General features: G+C 66.6%; 11 protein-coding genes and 2 pseudogenes. 7 read left to right on the top strand and 6 right to left on the bottom strand.

Features of this window, described 5'->3' with window-relative positions; genetic code table 11:
- A pseudogene (locus GVN67_RS05700) lies at positions 1 to 387 on the bottom strand (IS5 family transposase); the annotation flags it as partial.
- A 274-nt stretch (positions 388 to 661) separates the two neighbouring features.
- On the opposite strand from GVN67_RS05700, the gene GVN67_RS05695 reads away from it, so the two are divergent.
- Genes GVN67_RS05695 through GVN67_RS05685 form a run of 3 tightly spaced genes read left to right on the top strand, consistent with a single transcriptional unit; the run spans position 662 to position 5477 of the window.
- Positions 662 to 1132: a MarR family winged helix-turn-helix transcriptional regulator gene (locus tag GVN67_RS05695; protein WP_159993691.1), complete on the top strand. Its 471-nt coding sequence runs from the start codon at positions 662 to 664 to the stop codon at positions 1130 to 1132.
- Positions 1129 to 2376 carry an efflux RND transporter periplasmic adaptor subunit gene (locus GVN67_RS05690; RefSeq protein ID WP_235034969.1) on the top strand — a complete coding sequence of 416 codons (1248 nt, stop codon included), beginning with the start codon at positions 1129 to 1131 and terminating at the stop codon, positions 2374 to 2376. Before GVN67_RS05695 ends, GVN67_RS05690 begins: the two co-directional genes overlap by 4 nt.
- The gene (locus GVN67_RS05685) at positions 2373 to 5477 is read left to right on the top strand and encodes an efflux RND transporter permease subunit (RefSeq protein WP_159993689.1); all 3105 of its coding nucleotides are present in this window, start codon (positions 2373 to 2375) and stop codon (positions 5475 to 5477) included. Before GVN67_RS05690 ends, GVN67_RS05685 begins: the two co-directional genes overlap by 4 nt.
- 1090 nt (positions 5478 to 6567) lie before the next feature.
- Here GVN67_RS05685 and GVN67_RS05680 read toward each other — a convergent pair.
- A complete protein-coding gene (locus GVN67_RS05680) occupies positions 6568 to 7290 on the bottom strand; it encodes a M15 family metallopeptidase (RefSeq protein WP_159993687.1) in 723 nt (240 codons plus the stop codon).
- Between the two features lie 310 nt (positions 7291 to 7600).
- Between GVN67_RS05680 and GVN67_RS05675 the strand changes: the two genes are divergently transcribed.
- The 4 genes from GVN67_RS05675 (at position 7601) to GVN67_RS05660 (ending at position 16845) form a co-directional block, all read left to right on the top strand.
- On the top strand, positions 7601 to 13741 hold the full coding sequence (locus GVN67_RS05675) for an autotransporter outer membrane beta-barrel domain-containing protein (protein WP_159993685.1): 6141 nt from the start codon (positions 7601 to 7603) through the stop codon (positions 13739 to 13741).
- 20 nt (positions 13742 to 13761) lie between these two features.
- Positions 13762 to 14361: an invasion associated locus B family protein gene (locus GVN67_RS30315; protein WP_255430371.1), complete on the top strand. Its 600-nt coding sequence runs from the start codon at positions 13762 to 13764 to the stop codon at positions 14359 to 14361.
- An 81-nt stretch (positions 14362 to 14442) separates the two neighbouring features.
- A complete protein-coding gene (locus tag GVN67_RS05665; RefSeq protein ID WP_159993681.1) occupies positions 14443 to 16080 on the top strand; it encodes an FAD-dependent monooxygenase in 1638 nt (545 codons plus the stop codon).
- A gap of 423 nt (positions 16081 to 16503) precedes the next feature.
- The gene (locus GVN67_RS05660; RefSeq protein WP_159993679.1) at positions 16504 to 16845 is read left to right on the top strand and encodes a hypothetical protein; all 342 of its coding nucleotides are present in this window, start codon (positions 16504 to 16506) and stop codon (positions 16843 to 16845) included.
- Positions 16846 to 16890: 45 nt separating this feature from the next.
- Here the strand turns inward: GVN67_RS05660 and GVN67_RS05655 are convergent.
- From GVN67_RS05655 to GVN67_RS05635, 4 genes and pseudogenes are all read right to left on the bottom strand, one after another.
- Positions 16891 to 17310, bottom strand: a pseudogene (locus GVN67_RS05655) (transposase); the annotation flags it as partial.
- A gap of 199 nt (positions 17311 to 17509) precedes the next feature.
- Entirely contained in the window at positions 17510 to 18292 is a 783-nt protein-coding gene (locus GVN67_RS05645; protein WP_159993677.1) for an SDR family NAD(P)-dependent oxidoreductase, read from the bottom strand.
- A complete protein-coding gene (locus tag GVN67_RS05640; protein WP_159993675.1) occupies positions 18289 to 18963 on the bottom strand; it encodes a cyclase family protein in 675 nt (224 codons plus the stop codon). Before GVN67_RS05640 ends, GVN67_RS05645 begins: the two co-directional genes overlap by 4 nt.
- A 12-nt stretch (positions 18964 to 18975) precedes the next feature.
- Entirely contained in the window at positions 18976 to 19953 is a 978-nt protein-coding gene (locus GVN67_RS05635; protein WP_159993673.1) for a tripartite tricarboxylate transporter substrate binding protein, read from the bottom strand.
- Positions 19954 to 20540: the final 587 nt, after the last annotated feature.

Genomic DNA, 20540 nt, shown 5'->3' with positions numbered 1-20540 from the left:
CGGTGAGCAGCAGCAGGACAGGACGGCCCTGACCGTCGCAGACGGCATGCAGCTTGGAGTTCAGCCCGCCTTTCGTCCGGCCGATACATCGGGATAGAGCCCCTTTTTGAGGAGGCTGGCCGCCGTGTGGTGGGCCTTGAGATGGGTCGCGTCGATCATCAGCCGATCGGGCTGGCCTCGGCGGCCCGCCAGGCCTGCGAAGATCCGGTTAAACACGCCCATCCGGCTCCAGCGGATGAAGCGGTTGTAGAGCGTCTTGTGCGGACCGTACTCGGCGGGCGCGTCGCGCCAGCGCAGGCCGTTGCGGATGACGTGGATGATCCCGCTGACGACACGCTGGTCGTCGACCCGCGGCACGCCGTGCGACAGCGGAAAGAAAGGCGAGATCCGCTCGACCTACGCCTCCGTCAGCCAGAACAAGTCAGCCATGGCAGCACCTCCGGCTGCCATGGAATCACAGCTCCATCAGAGCGCAAGATCAGATTTAATAGGTCCTGAGCCTAGCATGACCTCGGAACGTTTTGAATTACCTCTCCACTGCGGACTTCACCCAATCGAGCGATTTTGCAGCAAGCAGGTAGAATTCTAAGAAATTGGATAAAGAGCAGCTTTCCCCTCTGGCTCGTGATCGGCTCACTAAAAGCTTGCAAAAATAGTGTATATGCATCCATATAACGGGATGGCACACCTTCTGTCCCTCGACCCTCAGCTCCTCCGCGCGGTGGAAGCGTCCTGCATTTGCCTCCATGTGCAGCGCGCCAGCCGCGCCGTCGGACGTCGCTACGATGATGCCTTCCGGCACCTTGACCTGAACAATTGGCAGTTTAGCCTGATGACTGCAATTCGGGGCACTGAAGCGTCGAGCATCAACGAGCTGGCAACGCTACTGGGCATTGACCGCACGACGATGACCAGGAACCTCGCGGTGTTGCAGCGGCGGGAATTGCTATCGATGGTACAGGACGTTCGGGATAGCCGTGTGAAGCGTGTCTCCCTGACCCCGCAGGGGCAGAACTTGCTTCTCCAGGCACTAGAATCCTGGCGCGTGACCAATGAGGCGGTGAAGGCATCTGTTCCGACAGCGTCGTTCCCCGCGATGTGGCGGGGCCTGGGAAGCCTCTCCAAGACATGAGCGGCAGCCACATAGCAACATCCGCATTAAAAGTGCATATGCACCTATATTCCGTAATAACATTTTCCTCCAAACTCACGAGTTTTTCCAGGATCACCCGTATGCAACGGAAAGCCCTTTGGGCCATCCTCGGCACGTTAGCCGCCGCGACAGCAGTTGGCGCCGGAACCGCCGCAGTGACCGGCCGCTCCCACAACGCCGTCGCTGCTCAAGGCCCAAACCAAGCGAGCCAGCAGGACCCACGTAAGTCGCCGCCGCTTGTCCTGATGGCGATGGCGCTGCCAGTGCAGAGCACCGACCGTTCCTTCACTGGGATCCTTGGCGCCAGGATCCAAAGCGACCTGGCCTTCCGCGTGGCGGGTAAGGTGACCGCACGGCTCGTCGACGTCGGCCAGGCCGTCCGGCGCGGGGATACCCTAGCGCGGCTCGACGATAAGGACCTGACCCTTGCGCTGCTCGCGCGGCGCAACGCTGTCGCCAGCGCGCGTGCAACGCTGGTTCAGGCCGAGGCTGACGAGGGGCGCTACCGGCAATTGCTCGCCCAAGGGTGGGCGTCCCGCCAGAAGTACGAGACGACGCGTGCCACCTTGGACACCGCCCGCGCCACGCTCGCGGCGGCAGAGGCGGAAGCAGAGGTCGCCGCCAACGGGTCTGACTACGCCACACTGCGGGCTGATGCCGACGGCGTCGTGACGCAGGTGCTGGCCGAACCTGGTGCTGTGGTGGCGGCAGGCCAGGCCGTCGTCCGCCAGGCCCAGGCAGGGCCCCGAGAAGCTGTGGTGAACCTGCCGGAGGGTTTCCGTCCCGCGCTCGGGTCCGAAGCGGAGGCGACGGTCTACGGCCAATCCGGGAGCGCGGCGTCTGTTCCGGCGCGGCTGCGCCAGCTCTCCGACGCAGCCGATCCCGCAAGCCGCACCTACGAAGCGCGCTACGTCCTTGAGGGCGCAGCGGCACAGGCTCCTCTGGGCAGCACGGTCACACTGAGGATCTCTTCCGTCACATCGAATGGTGGAGCTGCCATTCCTCTAAGCGCGATCCGCGACGACGGGCGTGCCACCGGCGTTTGGGTGCTGAACGCGGAAGGATCAACCGTGCACTTCCGCCCGGTCCAGGTGCGTCAGGTCGGTGCCGAGCAGATGGTGGTGGACGGCGTCCGGCCGGGCGAGCGCGTCGCGGCGCTGGGCGCCCACCTGCTGCGGGACGGCCAGGCGGTGCGGGTGGATACCAGGGAGGCCGCTCGATGAGCCTGAACCTCTCGGCACTGGCGGTGCGTGAGCGGTCGGTGACACTGTTCCTGATCCTGATGATTGGTCTCGTAGGTGCCTTCGCCTTCTTCAAGCTCGGCCGCGCGGAAGACCCGGCATTCACCATCAAGGTACTGACGGTGCAAGCGGCATGGCCGGGTGCCACGGCGCAGGAGATGCAGGACCTCGTCGCCGAGCCGCTGGAGAAGCGGCTGCAGGAACTACGCTGGTACGACCGGGTTGAGACCATGACGCGCCCCGGCTTCGCCTTCATGACGCTAACCCTGAAGGACAATACGCCGCCCGAAGTAGTGCAGGAGCAGTTCTATCAGGCGCGCAAGAAGCTGGGCGATGAGGCACGTCGCCTGCCGCCCGGCGCTGTCGGCCCCTTCGTTAACGACGAGTACTCCGACACGACTTTCGGCCTCTACACCCTTAAGGCGCCTGGCATGCCGCCACGCCTGCTGACCCGACAGGCCGAGGCCATCCGGCAGCGCCTGCTTCATGTGCCCGGGGTAAAAAAGGTCGATATTCTAGGCGAGCGGCCGGAGCGCATCTTCGTCGAGTTCTCCAATCCGCGCCTTGCGACGCTCGGCATCAGCGCCCAGGACATCTTTACGGCGCTGGAGCGGCAGAACGCCATGACCCCCGCCGGTTCGGTGGAGACCCGGGGGCAACAGGTGCAGCTGCGGCTGGACGGCGCCTATGACGATGCTGAAACTATCGCCGCCACGCCAATCGTGGTCGGCGGCCGCAACTTGCACCTGTCTGACGTTGCCGAGGTTCGCCGGGGCTACGAAGACCCGGCAACCTTCCTGATCCGCCACAACGGCGAGCCCGCCATGGCTCTCGGCGTCGTCATGCAGGAAGGCTGGAACGGACTCGAACTCGGCGCCGCGCTGGAGCGCGAGGTGGCGGCTATTCAGGAGGGACTGCCGCTCGGCCTGACGCTCAGCAAGGTCAGCGACCAGGCCGTCAACATCGACGGCGCCGTTAGCGAGTTCATGTTGAAGTTCTTCATGGCGCTCGGCGTGGTGCTGCTGGTTAGCCTGCTCAGCCTGGGCTGGCGCGCGGGCATTATCGTCGCCGCCGCCGTACCGCTTACCCTGGCGCTGGTCTTCCTGATCATGATGGCCACCGGCAGGGTCTTCGACCGCATCACCCTCGGCGCGCTGATCCTGTCGCTCGGCCTGCTGGTCGACGATGCCATCATCGCTATCGAGATCATGGTGGTGAAGATGGAGGAGGGCATGGACCGCATCAGCGCCGCGGCCTTTGCCTGGAGCCACACCGCCGCGCCCATGCTGTCCGGCACGGTGGTCACCGTCATCGGCCTGATGCCCGTAGGCTTCGCCCGCTCATCGGCAGGTGAGTACGCGGGCAACATCTTTTGGATCGTCGGCTTTGCTCTAATGGCTTCCTGGATCGTGGCAGTGACCTTCACACCCTATCTGGGCGTGGTGCTATTGCCGAAGGTCAAGCCCGTGGTAGGCGGGCATGCGGCCCTCTACGACACGCGCGGCTACCGCATGCTGCGCGCGCTGATCGCCTGGGCCGTGCGAAACAAGTTCCTGGTATCCGGGCTGGTGGTCCTGTCCCTCGGCATGGCTGGGGCGGGTATGGGCGTTGTTAAGCAGCAGTTCTTCCCGCAATCCGACAGGCCGGAGGTGATGGTCGAGGTCCGCCTGCCCGAGGGCACTAGTATCGGTGTCACCGGGGGCGCCGTGGCCAAGGTGGAAGCCTGGCTAAAGGAGCAGCCAGAGGCCCGCATTGTGACCAGCTATCTCGGGCAGGGTGCGCCGCGCTTCTTCTTCTCCATGTCGCCCGAACTGCCGGATCCCGCCTTTGCCAAGATCGTGATCCTCACGCCCTCGCCGGAGGCTCGCGAGGCGCTCAAGGGTCGGCTGCGCGAGCGCATCGTCGCAGGCTTGGCGCTCGAAGCCGACTTGCGCGTCACCCAACTTGTTTTCGGGCCTTACTCGCCATTCCCGGTCGCCTTCCGCGTCATGGGGCCAGATCCAGCCGTGCTGCTTGGCATCGCTTACCGAGCGCAAGCGGTCATGCGCGATAACCCGCATATGCGGCGGGTCGACCAGGATTGGGGCACCCGCAGCCCAACCGCTCACTTCGTGCTCGACCAAGACCGGCTGCGGCTGATTGGCCTTTCCCCGGCCGAGGCGGCGCAGCAACTGCAGTTCTTGCTGTCCGGCGTCACGGTAACGCGCATGCGCGAGGACATCCGCACCGTGGACGTCGTCGCCCGTAGTGCTGGCCAAACGCGCCTTGACCCAGCGCGGCTCGGAGACCTGACGCTCACCTCCCGCAGCGGCGGCATCATCCCGCTGGAACAGATCGGCCGAATAGAGGTGCGCATGGAAACGCCGCTGCAGTGGCGGCGGGACCGGGTGCCGACAATCACGGTGCGCGGCGACATCGAGGACGGGATGCAGCCGCCGGACGTGTCCCGTCAGCTTATCGAGGCGCTGGCCCCACTGCGGGCTTCCCTGCCGTCGGACTACCGGATCGAGACGGCAGCTAACATCGAGGAATCCACCAAGGCGAACACGGCGCTGGCCGCAGTCTTCCCGATCATGATCGTACTGATGCTGCTAGTCATCATGCTGCAGGTCCGCTCCTTCTCGGCGACCGCCATGGTGATGCTAACGGCGCCGCTCGGCCTGGTCGGGGCTGTGCCAATGCTGCTGCTGTTCGGGCAGCCCTTCGGCTTCAACGCAATCCTCGGACTGATCGGGCTGGCGGGCATCCTAATGCGCAACACCCTGATCCTGATCGGGCAGATCCACGACAACGAGGCTGCGGGACTTTCGCCCTACCGTGCCATCGTTGAAGCGACGGTACAGCGAGCGCGTCCCGTGATCCTTACAGCGCTGGCGGCGGTGCTCGCCTTCATCCCGCTGACGCACTCCGTGTTCTGGGGCTCCATGGCATACACGCTGATCGGCGGCACGGCGGTGGGCACGGTCCTGATTTTGATCTTCCTGCCCGCGCTCTACGCCATCTGGTACCGCGTGTGGCCGGAGACTGAGACGGCGCGGGGCGAGGTTTCGACGAGGCACAGCGCGCAGCCTGTGGAGCAGTAGGGGCGGCGGCGGTAAATCCCCACTTTGCCAACCAGAGTGTGCTGGCGAATGGCGCCGGTGCGCGCGGTCGGCGATACGACGCTGTTTAATCGACAGACCAGAAGTCACTGCGTCGGCCTAGTGGCGGATATTGGCAGAGCCGCGCCTGGGGTGTTTCAGACCGTCAAACGGACGTTTGGGTTTGAAACGCCCCCTCCGGTTAGCGGCTGGTGGCCTTTACGTTTCGTCAAACCACCGTTTGGAAACGTAAAGGCTGGCCGCCGGTGTCTGTCTGTCAGGTTAGCCCGCACAGGGCGCTCAAAGGCTGCTCAGGGCCGCCTTGGCCCCGCGGGGTCGTCGTTTGGCCGACCAACCTTGCCTGCCTGAAGCGGCCCGGATGGCGTGTGCTCGGGACCCACGCCAGATCCCTCCAAACGGCCCCCATCAGCACAGCTCGAAGGGGGGATCTGTTCCGCAGCCGCGGTCGCCTCAGGAGGCGCTACAAGGACCTCAGGGGGTCTCGCGCTAGGGGTGTAGCTGTCGCCCCGCTCTGTGGCCTCTGGCGGCGCTTGAGGAGCCTGCAGCAAGGGCAGGAGGGGGGTGGGGGGGTCGAATCCCGGTCCGGCGAGGGGGTCCCCCACCGCAAGGGGCTCCCATTCCCAGATTAAATTCCCCCGTTTGATTTTTTTGATTTCGACGCTTTGATTTATTCCCATTTCATTTCAATGACCAACCCGATTTCCGATACGAAAAATCAAAGATCGAAACCAAACGCCCAACACTGGCTTAGGTGTGACCACCGATGGCCTAATGTTCGCTGCCAGTAGGGGGGCGATTGGCCCACGTCGGACACCCTGCTGCGGCGCAAAATGTGGTAACTATCTCTGGTAGAGCCGCTAGCGCCCTCTCAAGGCTCATGCGGATCCAAACACTGCACTTCTTTGGCCGCGTGGCGCCCCGTTTGAGTGAAGGAAGGCTTGCCCAGGACCATTCCGCTCTCATCGAAAAAGCAGACTGCTGCTATTACCAAGATACAGCGCAGAAAAACAGGATTGCCTATTGGCTGCTTCTGCCAAAGGTAGGGGGAATGGGCTGCAAAAGAGCGCTGCAATTAGTCAGGCGTGTAGCGGAGCCGGTCCACCCAAATGTTACGATTCAGCGGATTGGGTTCGTCGCCCAGCGTCACTTTGCCGAAATGCATGTAATCCGGACTGGCCGTGTGGGTACCTCCCCAGGCCCACCCCTGGGCCAGGAAGGCGGCCACGGGGGCGGACCGCGGCGCGATCAGCCCGGGCATGACTTGGTTGCGACTGCTGTTCGTGTCCGATCCGGCCGGCCACCACCCTTTAGGGTCGCGATACGGGTTGGTCATTGGGTTCAGGTCGATCGCTAGCCCGTAAGCGTGCCAGCTGAAGACTGATGGGCTGTCCTGGGCCGGGCGGCAGTAGAAACCAACGGTGGCATTGCTGGCCGCGTATTCTCCGATCCCATAGGTCTCGTAGGGCTGGATCCGTTCGATGGGGAAGCCTGCGTCGAACAAGGTGCGGAAGGCTTCGACCACCTCACCGCTGACCTTACGATGCACGACCAGCACTCCCTGCCGCACAGTGTCGTCATAGCCCCAATGGTTGAGACGGATGGCCATCAGGTCGTCCAGCGGCACTGGGCATCCCTCGGTCCATGAATGACCAATCATTGCTCTGCGCTCGGTTGGGGCTAGTGGATCAACTCTGGCCTGAAAGATGCGAGGAATGTCAGCTTGCAGTTCTGCCGCCGTCAGTGGCTCCGGAGCCAGCGAGCACAAGGCTAGGGACAGGATCGCCCGCAGGGTCATGCTGATTTTCTCCTTTGCATCATGTATCGGCCGCTCCCTTTGTCTTGCCTGAGAAAGGCTGGCCGGAGGGGCGCGCCGTGATGCTGCTTAGGAACCGCCGCTTACGCCGAGCTGACCGAATTCAATCTAAATGCAAAATGGATATTGCCGTACCAAAGTGGCTTGGCACGCCATTGGTATTATAGGCATAATGTTACGCATAAGCAATTTTACTGCGCGCGTATTCATATGGGTGTTGGCTTATTCCGGGGGGGAGCGCCAAGTGTCAAAGGATGACCGGATCAAAACGACCGGTGCACTGTTGCGGGCTATGGCGACCGCGCCCGGCCGCAACCTCGGCATCATGCTTGGCGCCTGCGCAGCCGGGCAATTTCTGCTGCCGAACGCTGGACAAGCACAAACGCCCTGCAATGCCAGCGGCAACCCAGCGCCGCCTGCGCCGATCCAGGCCGATTACGCAAACCAAACTTTCGGCACGACCGCACCGCAGACCCCCTATGGCGTTGTCTCGCGAGGCCTAGCCGGTTGCCCCGGCATCGATGGCGGCGATGGCGGCCATCCCCCCGGCAGCCCCGGCCAGGCCGGCGCGCAGATCACTGGCACCAATACTAATCTGCTCGTCATCGGCGGCGGCAACCCGGATGCCGGGCTGCAGACCTTCGGCGCGCCGATCTCCAGCATCGGCGGCGCTGGCGGCCAGGGCGGCGTCAGAGCCTCGGAAACCGGCGAGGCAACCGGCGGCCAGGGCGGCGCCGGCGGCGTCGTCACCATTGGCTTCGACGGCCGCTTCGTGGCCGATCCTGCCTCGGGGCCCGCCGGCATCGGCCTCGACCTGGTGTCGCGCGGCGGCGCCGGCGGGCGCGGCGGCGACAGCGGCACGGCCGGCATCTTCTACAAGCAGGCCTCGGCAGGCGGCGGCGGCGGCGATGGCGGCAGCGCTTCCCTGGTCGCCAGTGGCACCGTGCTGGCGCTCACGGCAGGGGTCAGGGTGCAGTCCTTCGGCGGCGGCGGCGGCGATGGCGGCATCGGCGCCACCGCGGACCTCTTCGACACCACCCAGGGCGGCGATGGCGGCCGCGGCGGCGCGGCCGGCGGCACCACGCTACGCTGGACCGGCGGCACGATCCAGACCGGAGGGCAGGGGCTGGTGGCCGTGGCCGATGGCGGCGCCGGCGGCGCCGGCGGCGATGCGTATTACAGCTTCATCACCACCACCGGCGGTCGCGGCGGCGATGGCGGCGCCGGCGGCACGGCCGGCGTCACGCTGGGCGGCGGCAGCATCGCCGTGACCCTGGCGCCGGGCACCGCCGCCGGCAGCGGCATCAGCGTCCAGGCCAATGGCGGCCAGGGCGGCGCGGGCGGCGTGCCGGCGGTCTTCTCCATCGCCACCTCCGGCGGCAATGGCGGCAATGGCGGCGGCGGCGGCATCGCCGGCGCCACCATCCTGGGCAGCGTCGGCTTCACCGGCAGCGATGTCGACGGCGTGGTCAGCGGCCAGGGCGTGCTGGTGCAGGCCAATGGCGGTGGCGGCGGGCTGGGCGCCAATGCCGAGGCGGTGGAAGGCCAGGCCGGCAGTGGTGGCCGCGCCGGGATCGGCGGCAGCGCCAGCCTGACCCTCGGCGCCGCCAGGACCACGGGCATCATTCGCACCGCCGGCAATTATGCGCATGGCGCCCTGGTGCAGAGCGTCGGCGGCGGCGGCGGCGCCGGCGGCCAGGCCAGATTCAACGCCGATGGCGGCGCCGGGGCGGCGGGCGGCAATGGCGGGCCGGTCGCCATCGACGCGCCGAACGGCCTGGTCATCGTCACCGGGCGCAACGCCATCGGCCTGCTGGCGCAGAGCATCGGCGGCGGTGGCGGTTCCGGCGGCGACACCAACGACATCGCGATCGGCGCGCAATTCGCCATCGGCGGCAATGGCGGCGTCGGCGGCGACGGCAACAGCCTGCGCGTCAACCTGGGCGCCGGCATCGTCGCCTCGACCAGCACCCTGGGCGGCGGCGGCGTGCTGGCGCAGAGCATCGGCGGCGCCGGCGGCGCCGGCGGCAGCGCCACCTCCAAGGGCATCGGCCTGATCTCCATGACCGTCGGCGGCGATGCCGGCGGCGGCGGCCGCGCCGGCCCGCTCAGCCTGGTCAATGGCGGGCTGGTCACGACCTATGGCGACCATGCCGCCGGCATCCAGGCGCAGAGCATCGGCGGCGGCGGCGGCAAGGGCGGGTCGGCGCTGTCGTTCAACGGCGGCATCGTGCCGGTTGCCTCGGTGGCCGTGGGCGGCGGCGGCGGCGGCGGCGGGCCCGGGAACCGCGCCTTCGTGACCAATGGCGGCCAGATCACCACCTACGGCCCGAATGCGGCGGGGGTGCTGATCCAGAGCATCGGCGGCGGCGGCGGCACCGGCGGCGCCGCCGCGGCGCGCTCCGTCGACATCTCGCCGACCCAGGAAATCCCGGCCATCTCCGTCGACTTCGCGACCGGCGGCCAGGGCGGGGCGGGCAATACCGGCGGTGCGGCGGGGCTCACCAATACCGGGCTGATCACCACGGCGGGCGATGCCGCCATGGGCGTCATCGTGCAAAGCATCGGCGGCGGCGGCGGCGCGGGCGGCGACAGCACCGCCGCCTCCTATGGCTCCGGCGGCCAGGGCGGCGTGTCGATCTCGATCAGCGTCGCGGTGGGCGGCCGCGGCGGCACCGGCGGCACCGGCGGCGCCGTGACGGTGATCAACCAGGGGCTGGTGGCCACGCGCGGCCAGGATGCCTATGGCGTCATCGCGCAAAGCATCGGCGGCGGCGGCGGCGCGGGCGGCGGCGGCGATGCCTCGGCCTCGGCGTCCGATGCCAAATTCAGCTTTGCCACCGCGGTCGGCGTCGGCGGCCGCGGCGGCACCGGCGGCGATGCCGGGACGGTGGACCTTCGCAACAGCGGCGCCATCCTGACCCGTGGCGATGGCGCCGACGCGGTCTTCGCGCAAAGCGTCGGCGGCGGCGGCGGGGCGGCGGGCGGCGGCACGGCCACCTACGCCGGCGGCAACCTGAGCATCGCGGTCGGCGTCGGCGGCCAGGGCGGCGCGGGCGGCCAGGGCAATGCCGCGACGGTGGTGAATTCGGGCAGCATCCTGACCCGGGGCACCGACGCCATCGGCCTGGCGGTGCAGAGCATCGGCGGCGGCGGCGGCAAGGCCGGCAAAGGCGGCGCGACCGCGGGCGGCGTGACCGACCTCTCCAATGCGCAGGCGCTCTACGACACGCTGGCCGCCGGCCTGAACTTCAACCAGGCCGTCACCAGGATCGCCGACGGCATCCTGCAGATCGGCCAGATCGGGGAGAATATCCAGGCCACGGCGAAGGAGCTGAACGGCATCTTCGACCAGCCGCAGTCCGGCAAGGATGAGGAAGGCAGCAGCGTCAGCATCCAGGTCTCCGTCTCGGTCGGCGGCACCGGGGGCGCCGCCGGCCCTGGCGGCCTGGTCAGCGCCACCAATACCGGACAGATCAGCACGCTGGGCGCGCAATCGGACGGCATCTATGCCCAGAGCATCGGCGGCGGCGGCGGCAGCGGCGGCGGCGCCAGCTCCACCAGCGCGGCCAGCGACGACACCCCGGTGCAGAGCGCCATCGGCGTCGGCGGCAATGCCGGCGGCGGCGGCAATGGCGGCGGCGTCAACGTCGTCAACGGCGCCGGCGGCAGCATCGTGACGCAGGGTGTCGCCGCCTTCGGCATCTTCGCGCAGAGCGTCGGCGGCGGCGGCGGCGAGGCCGCCCTGGCCGGCACCGTCAGCGGCTCGCTGAGAAGCCTGTCCGTCGGCATTGGCGGCAGCGGCGGCGTGGGCGGCGACGGCGGCGCCGTCAGCGTCACCACCGAAGGCGGCAGCAGCCTGGTTACCGGCGGCAAGCATGGCATCGGCATCCTGGCGCAAAGCATCGGCGGCGGCGGCGGCCTGGTCCGCACCATGACGACCGACCAGACCTTCGACCCTGCCAAGATCGCCGACAATCCGCAGGGGCGGATCGGCGACGTGCACGGGCTGGTGCTTGATTTCGGCGGGCGCAACGGCATCGCCGGCCAGGGCGGCACGGTGCTGGTCACCACGAATGCGCCGCTGACCACCTCCGGCCTCAATGCGCATGGCATCCTGGCGCAGTCGGTCGGCGGCGGCGGCGGGCTCCTGGTGGGCGGCCGCGCCACTATCCCGCCAGGCGGCACCGGCGGCAGCGGCGGCGCCCAGGGCGATGGCGGCAACGTCACGATCAGGCTGCAGGCCGGCACGGTGCTGCGGACCAGCGGCGACGGCGCTTTCGGCGTGCTGGCCCAGAGCATCGGCGGCGGCGGCGGCGCGGCCGGCGACTTCTCGGCTGTCAACCGTTACCAGCTGCGCACCAGCGACGCCGTCAAGGCGAGCACCGGCAATGGCGGCGCGGTCAGCGTCAGCCTCGGCCAGGCGCAGGTCACGACCACCGGCAGCTTCGCCCCGGCCCTGTTCGCCCAAAGCATCGGCGGCGGCGGCGGCCTCATGAACATCAGCACCACCGATGCGACGGTCACGAATGTCCAGGCGCGCGGCACCGCCGGCGGCAGCGGCGCGGGCGGCGCGGTGACCATCGCGCTGACCGGCAGCCAGGTCGGCGCCTATGGGCTGGGCTCGGCGGGGATCCTGGCGCAGAGCGACGGCAGCAGCGCGGGCCCGATCAGCATCTCGCTCGACCCGGCATCCACCGTCCTGGGCGGGCTGCCGAGCTCGCCCACCGGCCAGGCGCCCGGCGAGCAGGACGCGGCGGCGGTCCGGCTGCTCGGCGGCACGGGCAACCGCATCGACAATGCCGGCACCATCGGCCGCAGCGATTCACATGGCTTCGCCATCCTGACCAACTCGCCTGCCAGCAACACGACCATCGCCAATAGCGGCAGGATCCTCGGCGACGTCATGATGAATGACGGGGCCGGCAGTTCCCTCGAGAACCGGCCCGGCGGCCTGCTCTCGGCCCCCTCGATGATCTATCTGGGCGGGGGGACCCTGCGCAACGACGGCGCCTTGCATGTGGGCGGCATCGGCAGGGCCGGCCAGACCGTCCTGACCGGCCAGCTGCTGCAAGGCGCCAGCGGTCGCCTGGTTATCGAGACCAACCATAGTGGCGGCGCTACCGACGAACTTCTGGTGCGGGGCCGGGCTAGCCTTTCCGGTACAGTCGAGGTGCATCCGCTGGTGTTGGCCAACCGTGCCGTGCCGATGCTCAGCGCAACGGAGGGCCTGACCACCGAGGCCGGCTTTAACATCGCCCGCACGCACTTGCTGCGCTTCGAGGCCGTGCCCGGCAACAACAGCCTGCAGATCCTACCGATCGCAGAGTTCCAGACGGCTGCCGCGTCGCTTGGCACCAACCAGCAGCGGGTAGCCGCCCACCTGCAGGAACTATGGGACAGTGGCGCCAGTATGGATGCTGCCTTCACTGCCCTAGCGGGAACACCTGACAACGCCGCCTATAACCGTACGCTGAACAGCATCTCAGGCCAGACCATCGGCGCCATCGCCGCCTCCCGCTACAGCAGCAGTCACGGCTTTGTCGCCAATATGTTGAACGAATGCGGGACGTATGGGGCTACTGGCTCGGCGCAGCCTGAAGACCACTGCGTTTGGGGCCGCGCCTTCGGCAGCTACGCCGATCAAGATGGCACGGGCGGCAGCTTGGGCTACCAAGCTCGAAGCTGGACCTTCCAAACTGGTGCCCAGCGACGGGTGGCGCAGGACTGGTTTGTGGGCGCCTCAGTGGCTTATGAAAACAGCCAGTTCCGTGGCGATGAAGGCAGCTCCAAGGTCTCGGGCGAGAACCTTCTGCTCGGCGCCTCGCTGCGCTTTCAGCGCGGCCCGTGGCAGCTTTCTGGAGGATTAGATGCTGGCTATGGCTGGTACGACAGCCAGCGCTTGGTCTCGGTCGGCACATTCGGCTCTACCGCCAAAGCCTCGCCCAACGCCTGGCATGTCGGCGCGCATTCCCGTCTAGCCTACCAGATGCCTTTCGATGGCTGGTACTTGCAGCCACGGCTGGACCTGCACCTGACGTATGTGCGCAGCGGCGGCTATACGGAGTCCGGGGCCTCTCCGTTCAATCTAGCGGTTCAATCCGAAGGCTCTACGCTGTTCTCCGCAGTGCCGGCGATTGAGCTGGGGGCGCGCATCCGCCTGGGCACCGCCATTACTCTGCGACCCTATGCCAGCGCCGGCATTGCTGCCATGGCGCATGACGATTGGGCGGCGACTGCCCGCTTCGCCGACCAGCCATCCGGCCGTGGCTTCCGTGCCACCACTCCAATTCCCGATGTCCTGGCCAAGGTCACCCTGGGCGCTGATCTACTGAGCGGCGCCAACTGGGATTTTGGTGTCCAGTACAGACTGGAGGCCGGTGACGGCTTCGTTTCCCATGCTGGCGTGGGCCAGATGGCCTACCGGTTCTGAGCGCAGGAGGCTTTGGAACGATGCCCCCGAATCTATGTCGTCCGGTCTGGTCCGCACTGCTTTGTAGGCGGCTTCTTTACTGTGTCCTAATCACGGGGGGCGTCGTTGGAGGGGCTGACCGCCTCGCCGCCCAAATACTGCCTTCAGCGGCGAACGCCCCTGCCGCAGCGGCGCCACAGCCCGAGCGTACCACCGCCTCCTACGGCGACTGGGTGCTTCGCTGTGTGTTGCCGGTCGGCAGCCAGCGGAGCTGCGAAGTGGCGCAAACCATCCAGGACACCCGCGCTCAAATTCTAGCCCAGGTCACGGCGCGGCGATCCTTACCGGGCGCGTTGTTACTACTTACCGTACAGGTCGGCGCGCATATCACGATTGGTGACCCGATCCGCCTGATGGCTGACGAACAGGCAGCGCTGGCCCTGGCCTTCCGCCGCTGCATGCCACGTGGCTGCTTCGCCGAGGTGGCCTTGCCAGACGGCGAGGTCATCGCCTTCGCGCAGCGTGCTGAGGCCGCCCGCGTTGAATACACCAATGCAGAGGGCGCAACCTTATCGATCCCGGTCTCGCTGCGCGGTCTGGCCGCCTCGCTCGAAGCACTGCAGGCGGCCGAACGACGATAACCAAGCGGCCACAGACCAACCGTCGCTATCGTTAAGCCATTCCGATTGTATTTGGATCAGACAGCGGAGGCGGATAGGCCTATGGCGGAGGTTCTTATCGTCGGCGCGGGCCCCGTGGGACTGACGCTTGCCTGCGAACTGGCTCGCCACGGCACTCGTTGTCGCATCATCGACCGGTTGGCCGTCGCTTCACCGTATTGCCGCGCCATCGGGGTAACGCCGCGCACACTGGAAGTCTGGGACGATATGGGCATAGCGCATGAGATGATCGAGGCTGGGCTTTGGATCACCGGCATGCGCTCAGTCATCCAGGGCCGGCCGTCGGCGGAGACTCTGCTGGACCAGTCCGCCCTGCCCTATGGCCATCTCGGCCTACCTCAGAATGAGACGGAGCGTTTACTGGCGCGCCATCTCGGCCGAGCCGGGCTTCGGGTTGAACGAGGCGTTACGATATCGGAATTTAAGCAACAGGGGGATGCGGTAGCGGTGCGGCTGACCCTGGCCAACGGTACCGCCGAGGACGCTCGGTTCCGGTACGTAGTGGGCTGCGACGGGGCGCATAGCACTGTACGACACGCTCTGGGCATCGGCTTCGAGGGCGAGGCTATGCCGGTCACTTTCATGCTGGGCGATGTGCGCATCGCCTGGGACCTGCCCTATGGCATGACGCTGCGCGCGCTGCGCCTGCGGGAGTCAGTTCGACCCGACTTATTCGTGGCCGTGCCGCTGCCGGAACAGGGACGCTATCGCGTCTCAATGGTCGCGCCACCTGAGGCGGGCCCCTCGAGCGGCACGGGGCATGGCCTGCAGGCGGAGCTACCGGGCCCCTCGCTAGGCGACCTTCAGGCTGTAGCCGACGACCTCCTGCCGGACCGGCCAAAGCTATCAGGGCTGCGCTGGTCCTCGATCTTCCGTATCAGCATGCGGCTGGCCACGCGCTACCGGGAAGGCCGCGTCTTCATTGCTGGTGATGCTGCACACATCCACCCGCCGACCGGCGGCCAGGGCATGAATACCGGCATCCAGGACGCCTATAACCTCGCCTGGAAGCTGGCTCTGGTGCTGCATGACGCTGCACCGGAGACGCTGCTGGACAGCTACGAGACGGAGCGCCGCCCCATCGGCGCCGCGGTGATTGCCCGCACCCGGGCGGCTTCGGAGAGCATTGGGCGAGAGGCCAGCACCGCGGATCGGCTGGCGGATACTCAGATCCCCGTCTCCTATCGCGGCACCCCTTGGGTACAGGACGCGGCAGCCACGCTAGATGGACCGGCGGCGGGCGACCGCGCGCCGGACTTTGAAGGGCTGCGGCAGCGCGGGCTGGGCTTCCCGCTACGGTTACACGATGTGCTCCGGGGCACCGACCATGTGCTGCTCACCTTCCTATCTGGCGGCAACCCTGACCTTTCCGCAGCGCTGGCCGCACTCGCACGCTTCGCGCAAGAGGCACGCGACCTGACAAGTGGGCGCCTGCGCGTGGCCGCCATCACTACAGCTAGTATCGCCAGCCTTAGCGGCTATCCGTGTCTCACTGTGTTGCAGGATGAGCTCGGCCGCTTCACGTCGGTATACGGCCAGGGGGCAGCCGCCTTCTTAGTGAGGCCGGACGGCTATCTGAGTTGGCGCGGCACGTCCTGGAAAGACGCCAAGTTGCGTAGCCACCTGAGCAACGTGCTGCAGGCCATGGCGCAACAGGATACGACCGCGCCGGCGTGCTGAAGGCCCCCAATGAATCCGACCCTGGTGAAGGTGGATTGCATCTGCAGGACAGCATGGTGCCTACCATGGAGCGACGGTAGCTTAGGTAAACCGTCCTGTGCCGCCTGCATTAGGCCGTTATGGATTTCTGCGTAGCTATCGATCAGATAGAGAGGCGTAGGTGCCCACGGTCTTACCAATCTGAAGTTTTGACAAATAAGCTGACGGCACCAGGAATATCTGCTGCAGCGAACGTCGTCGCACATCGATTAATCCCTCACATCGCAGTGCGAATCCTCTGTTTGATGGAAGCTGAAGACGCCCTTTGGTCTTGTTCTAAGCGCCATCTGAGGGAGATGAGCTGTGCCGCTGCGCTGTAGCCTGATCCTGCTGCTAGCTATGGCGTTTGGCCTGCTAGGCTCTCCACCTTGCCGCGCACTGGACATGGCCGAGCGCAACTGGCTGCTGCGAGACGCCATTCGCGCTGTCCTGGCGGCTATGCCGGAGGAAGCCGATCATGCTTTCTATCTTTACGCCCTGTCTATCCATCCGCGGCCCGACGCGCCGGGGGTGATGCTTTGCGGCCGACTAGAGTTTCCCGACCCTGAGATGGGCCGGATCGGCGTGGTTCTGCTTTACGATATTAGCGTGGGTAACCCTCCGCGCCGCATTGGCACGCCCTTTTTCCATGGCTTAGAGTGGCCACGCGGATTGATGCAGCCAGCTGATCGCTGCGCTGAGGCGGAGGGTGCGTACCAGTTTGACGCCAGCACCCCGCCCGGCTGACGAGCAGTATCAGTTCTCTTGCCAAAATTACGAGGCTAGAGGCTGTTATGAACCCTCGGCCAGTCCCGCGACCTGCTTAAGCATGAGGCAGGCGAAGGCGACAAGGTGGAGATCGGCCAGAGTCCTGGCGTAGCGCTCGTAGTCTTTGACCAAGCGGCGGAAACGGGTGGCCCAGGCGAAGGATCGCTCGACCACCCAACGCCGGGGCAGCAGCACGAAGCCACGCTTGGCTTCAGAGAGCTTCACCACCTCGAGCTCGATGCCATGCGCCTTTGCCGCCGCGGTGGCACGCGCGCCAGTGAAGCCCTGATCGACATAGGCGAGATCGACGCTCTCTCCCGTCGAAGTCTGCACGGCCTGGGCCAGTCGTCCGACCTCGGCGCGATCGTCCGCGCTGGCGGGCGTGACATGCAGCGCCAGCAGATGCCCCAGCGTGTCGACTGCAAGATGCAGCTTCGATTGCCGCGGCGGAAGCCCGGCTGGTCGGGATTGATCGTCTGGACCTCGGCCGAGACAACGTAGAAGCTAGGCTTGGAACGCCAGGCTGCTTGGCCCGGTGACCGGCCAGTAGCGCTCCAACTGCCAATTTTCTGTGGTGAGCAGATGCGGGGCGTTTCGGCAGCGGGCGGCAGTACCACCAACCGTTGACGGGATGCAGGATCTATCAGGAGCCTTCCGTCGGATCGTATAGGACCCCGCTGGAGGCAAAGCCGCCATCCACGTTGAGGATGTGGCCGGTGACAAAGCCGTTCTCCTCCTGGCACAGGAAAGTAACGGCGGCGGCGATGTCTTCCGGAGTGCCGTAGCGCTGCACCGCCATGCGGCCCAGGAAGGCTGCGCGCTGGCGCGGCCCATGGGCGGTGCGGGCGATCTGCGTTGGTCCCGGCGCCACGCCATTCACCGTGATGCCGTGCTCGGCAAGCTCAGCCGCCAGCACCTTGGTCAGCACCTCGATCCCGCCCTTGCTGGCGCCATAGGCCGCGCGGCCCGTGCCGCCGAACTGGCCGGAGACGGAAGAGATGGTGACGATGCGGCCACCGCGCTGATCCTCCTCACCGCGGGTCATCGCCCGCGCAGCTGCCTGGGCCGTAACGAAGCAGCCAATCAGGTTTACCCGGAGTACGTGCTCGAAATCCGCGAGCGCCATCTCTAACACCGGCTTGCGGTCGGTGATGCCGGCGTTGCACACAGCGATGCGCAACCGGCCAAAATGCGCCTCAGCCTCGGTGACCGCCGCCTCCGCCTGGACAGGCTCAGCCACATCCATGGCGAAGGCCCGCGCTTGGCCGCCCGCTTCGCGGATGCCGGCGGCGATGCTTTCGGCGGCGGCCGCATTGATGTCGGCGATCAGCACCGCTGCCCCGTCGCGCGCGAGGCGCTGCGCGATGCCCGCGCCAATGCCGGAACCACCACCTGTTACGAGCGCGCATTGCCCGGCGATGCTCATGCTGCATCCTCCATGGCGATGACCCGCGCGGGCGCCCCGTCCGAATCCGGGATTTTGATCGGCAGCCCAACCACCTGGTTCCGGGCCTGCGTCAAAGCGCCCATGTTGCAGAGATATTCGAACATGATCACCCCGCGCTTCAGCAGGTGGAAATGCGTCACATGCTCCGGCAACGGCGGCCGCTTCTCACCCGTGAGAAAGAAGCGGATGCAGCGATCCTGCGGGAAGTCGAAACCGATCGCCTTGATGCCCCGCTCATAAAGCCAGACCGCGCCCTCCGCCGTCATCCAGGGCGCGTTCAGCCAGTATTCCGGCGTGTCGATGCTCGCTCGCTCGTCCCAGCGGGTGCGGATCAGGGCGAAGTCGCCGCGCCGAACATGGCTACCGGCGGCGGCCAGCACCTCACCGGGGATCGGGCTGTTGGCGGGGACGTCGGAAACATCGATCACGGCGCCGGGGCCGACCGTCATGTCTGGTGTGATGGCGTCTGTAGTGAAGCCGTCGGGATCCACATGGCGTGGGCTGTCCATGTGCGTGAAAGCGTGCATGTTCCAGCCCGCCCAGGTGCCCTGGCCCGTGCCGGTGTCGTGGCTCTTGAGCAGCTTACGCTGCACGTCGGTCCAGCGAAAATGGCCCGTCTTCACCGGAGTCGAGAGATCAATCACGCGCATTGCAGTCACTCCTCAGCTGTCGCGCCAGGGGCGCTGCTGCCAGACGTCGCGCAGCGCCTCGGCCTCGCGCAGCACCAGGTCACGTGTCTCGGCCGAGCCGCGGTAGCGCAGCGGAACGAAGAGCCGGTCCGCTTCCGCAATCCAGGCCGGGTCGCGCATCACCGCCTCGACCATGGCCTCCATCCGCCTGCGGATCGGCTCCGGCGTGGCGGCGGGGGTGACGAGGCTGCGCACGACCCCAGTGTCGATCGCATAGCCTGCCTCGCGGAAGGTTGGCACCTCTGGCGTCATGGCGAAGCGCGCACCGCCGGCGGCTGCCACGGCGCGCACGCGGCCCTCGCGGATCAGCGCAACGCTCTCCCCCATGTTCATTGACGCCACATGGATGTGGCCGCCGATCAGCGCCGTCACCGTTGGCGCCTGGCCGGCGAAGGGCACATGGTTGAGGCTGACGCCGGCCGCGCGTTCCAATGCCAGCATCAGCAGGTGGTCGTCCGAGCCGATGCCCGCCGTGCCCACCGTGATGGCACCAGGCTGCGCCTTGGCCTGCGTCACGAGGTCGGCCAGGCTGCGGATCGGTCCGTTCGGCGCTACATGGAAGCCGCCCGGATCCTCCACGATACTGCCCAGGTAGGCAAAGTCGGTGAGCGCGTAGCGTGGCTGCCGTTCGATGGTGATGGTCTGCAGGCTCGGCGTGATGACGGTGCCAATGGTCAACCCGTCCGGCGCCGCCTGGGACATGGCTGTGTAGCCGATCTCGCCGCCCGCCCCGCCACGATTAACGACAACGAAGCGCGCGCTGGGCAGGTGCCGCTCGAAATGGCTCACCATGGCCCGGATGTTGATGTCTGTGCCGCCGCCAGGTGGGAAGGGGACGATGATCTGGATCGGGCGTTCACCCGGCCAGTTGCCTTGCGCATGCAGGAAGGCTGGAGTGGCGAGGCTGCCCCCCATGGTTGCGGCCAGCAGGCCGCGCCGTTTGATCGGCATGGACGTGTTCCCCTGATGCGCCTCATGACGGGCGCCTACGGCGAGGCTAAGCCGGAACTACAGCCGTTGCCAAGGAGGTGGGACCGACATTGAAACGACGCAGCCGAACCGTCCCGACTTCGCTGTTCCGCACGAGTACCGGGTCCAGAGTGACCGTTGGGGCCGTGAGAGACGTCATTGTGCGCGAGCTGGCACGCGGCAGCCGCAGGTCAAAGCCGCTTAATCTCAATGCAGGCGCCGCGCTGGTTCCGTAGCGCGGCGTCTCACGGCCGGCTGGGAGCCATGCATCCGGTTAAGCGCCGTTGGCACCCAGGCCATCCTGCCGGGCGCTTGTCAGCACCATCTCGAGTGGATCATCCAGCAGCGGCCGTTGCCATTCCTTCGCAACCTTCCAAGTCGCTGACAGACAAATGTTCATCGCCCGCGACGTTTTTAGGATGGCGAAATCGCTATTAGATTGATCTTCGCCCCGACCATGTGGGCTCGGCGTTTTGGGAGCCGTAGCGAGTATGCCATTCTTCGATCAGGTTGGCCTTGGTACCGAGGGTGCAGCATGCGATCGTCGACGGCGCTGGAAGACATTAAGG

This window comes from Roseomonas sp. 18066, from assembly GCF_902706185.1.
Lineage (GTDB): Bacteria > Pseudomonadota > Alphaproteobacteria > Acetobacterales > Acetobacteraceae > Pseudoroseomonas.
The sequence above is the reverse complement of the archived record's forward strand: the minus strand, read 5'-3'. Positions and strand labels throughout refer to the sequence as shown.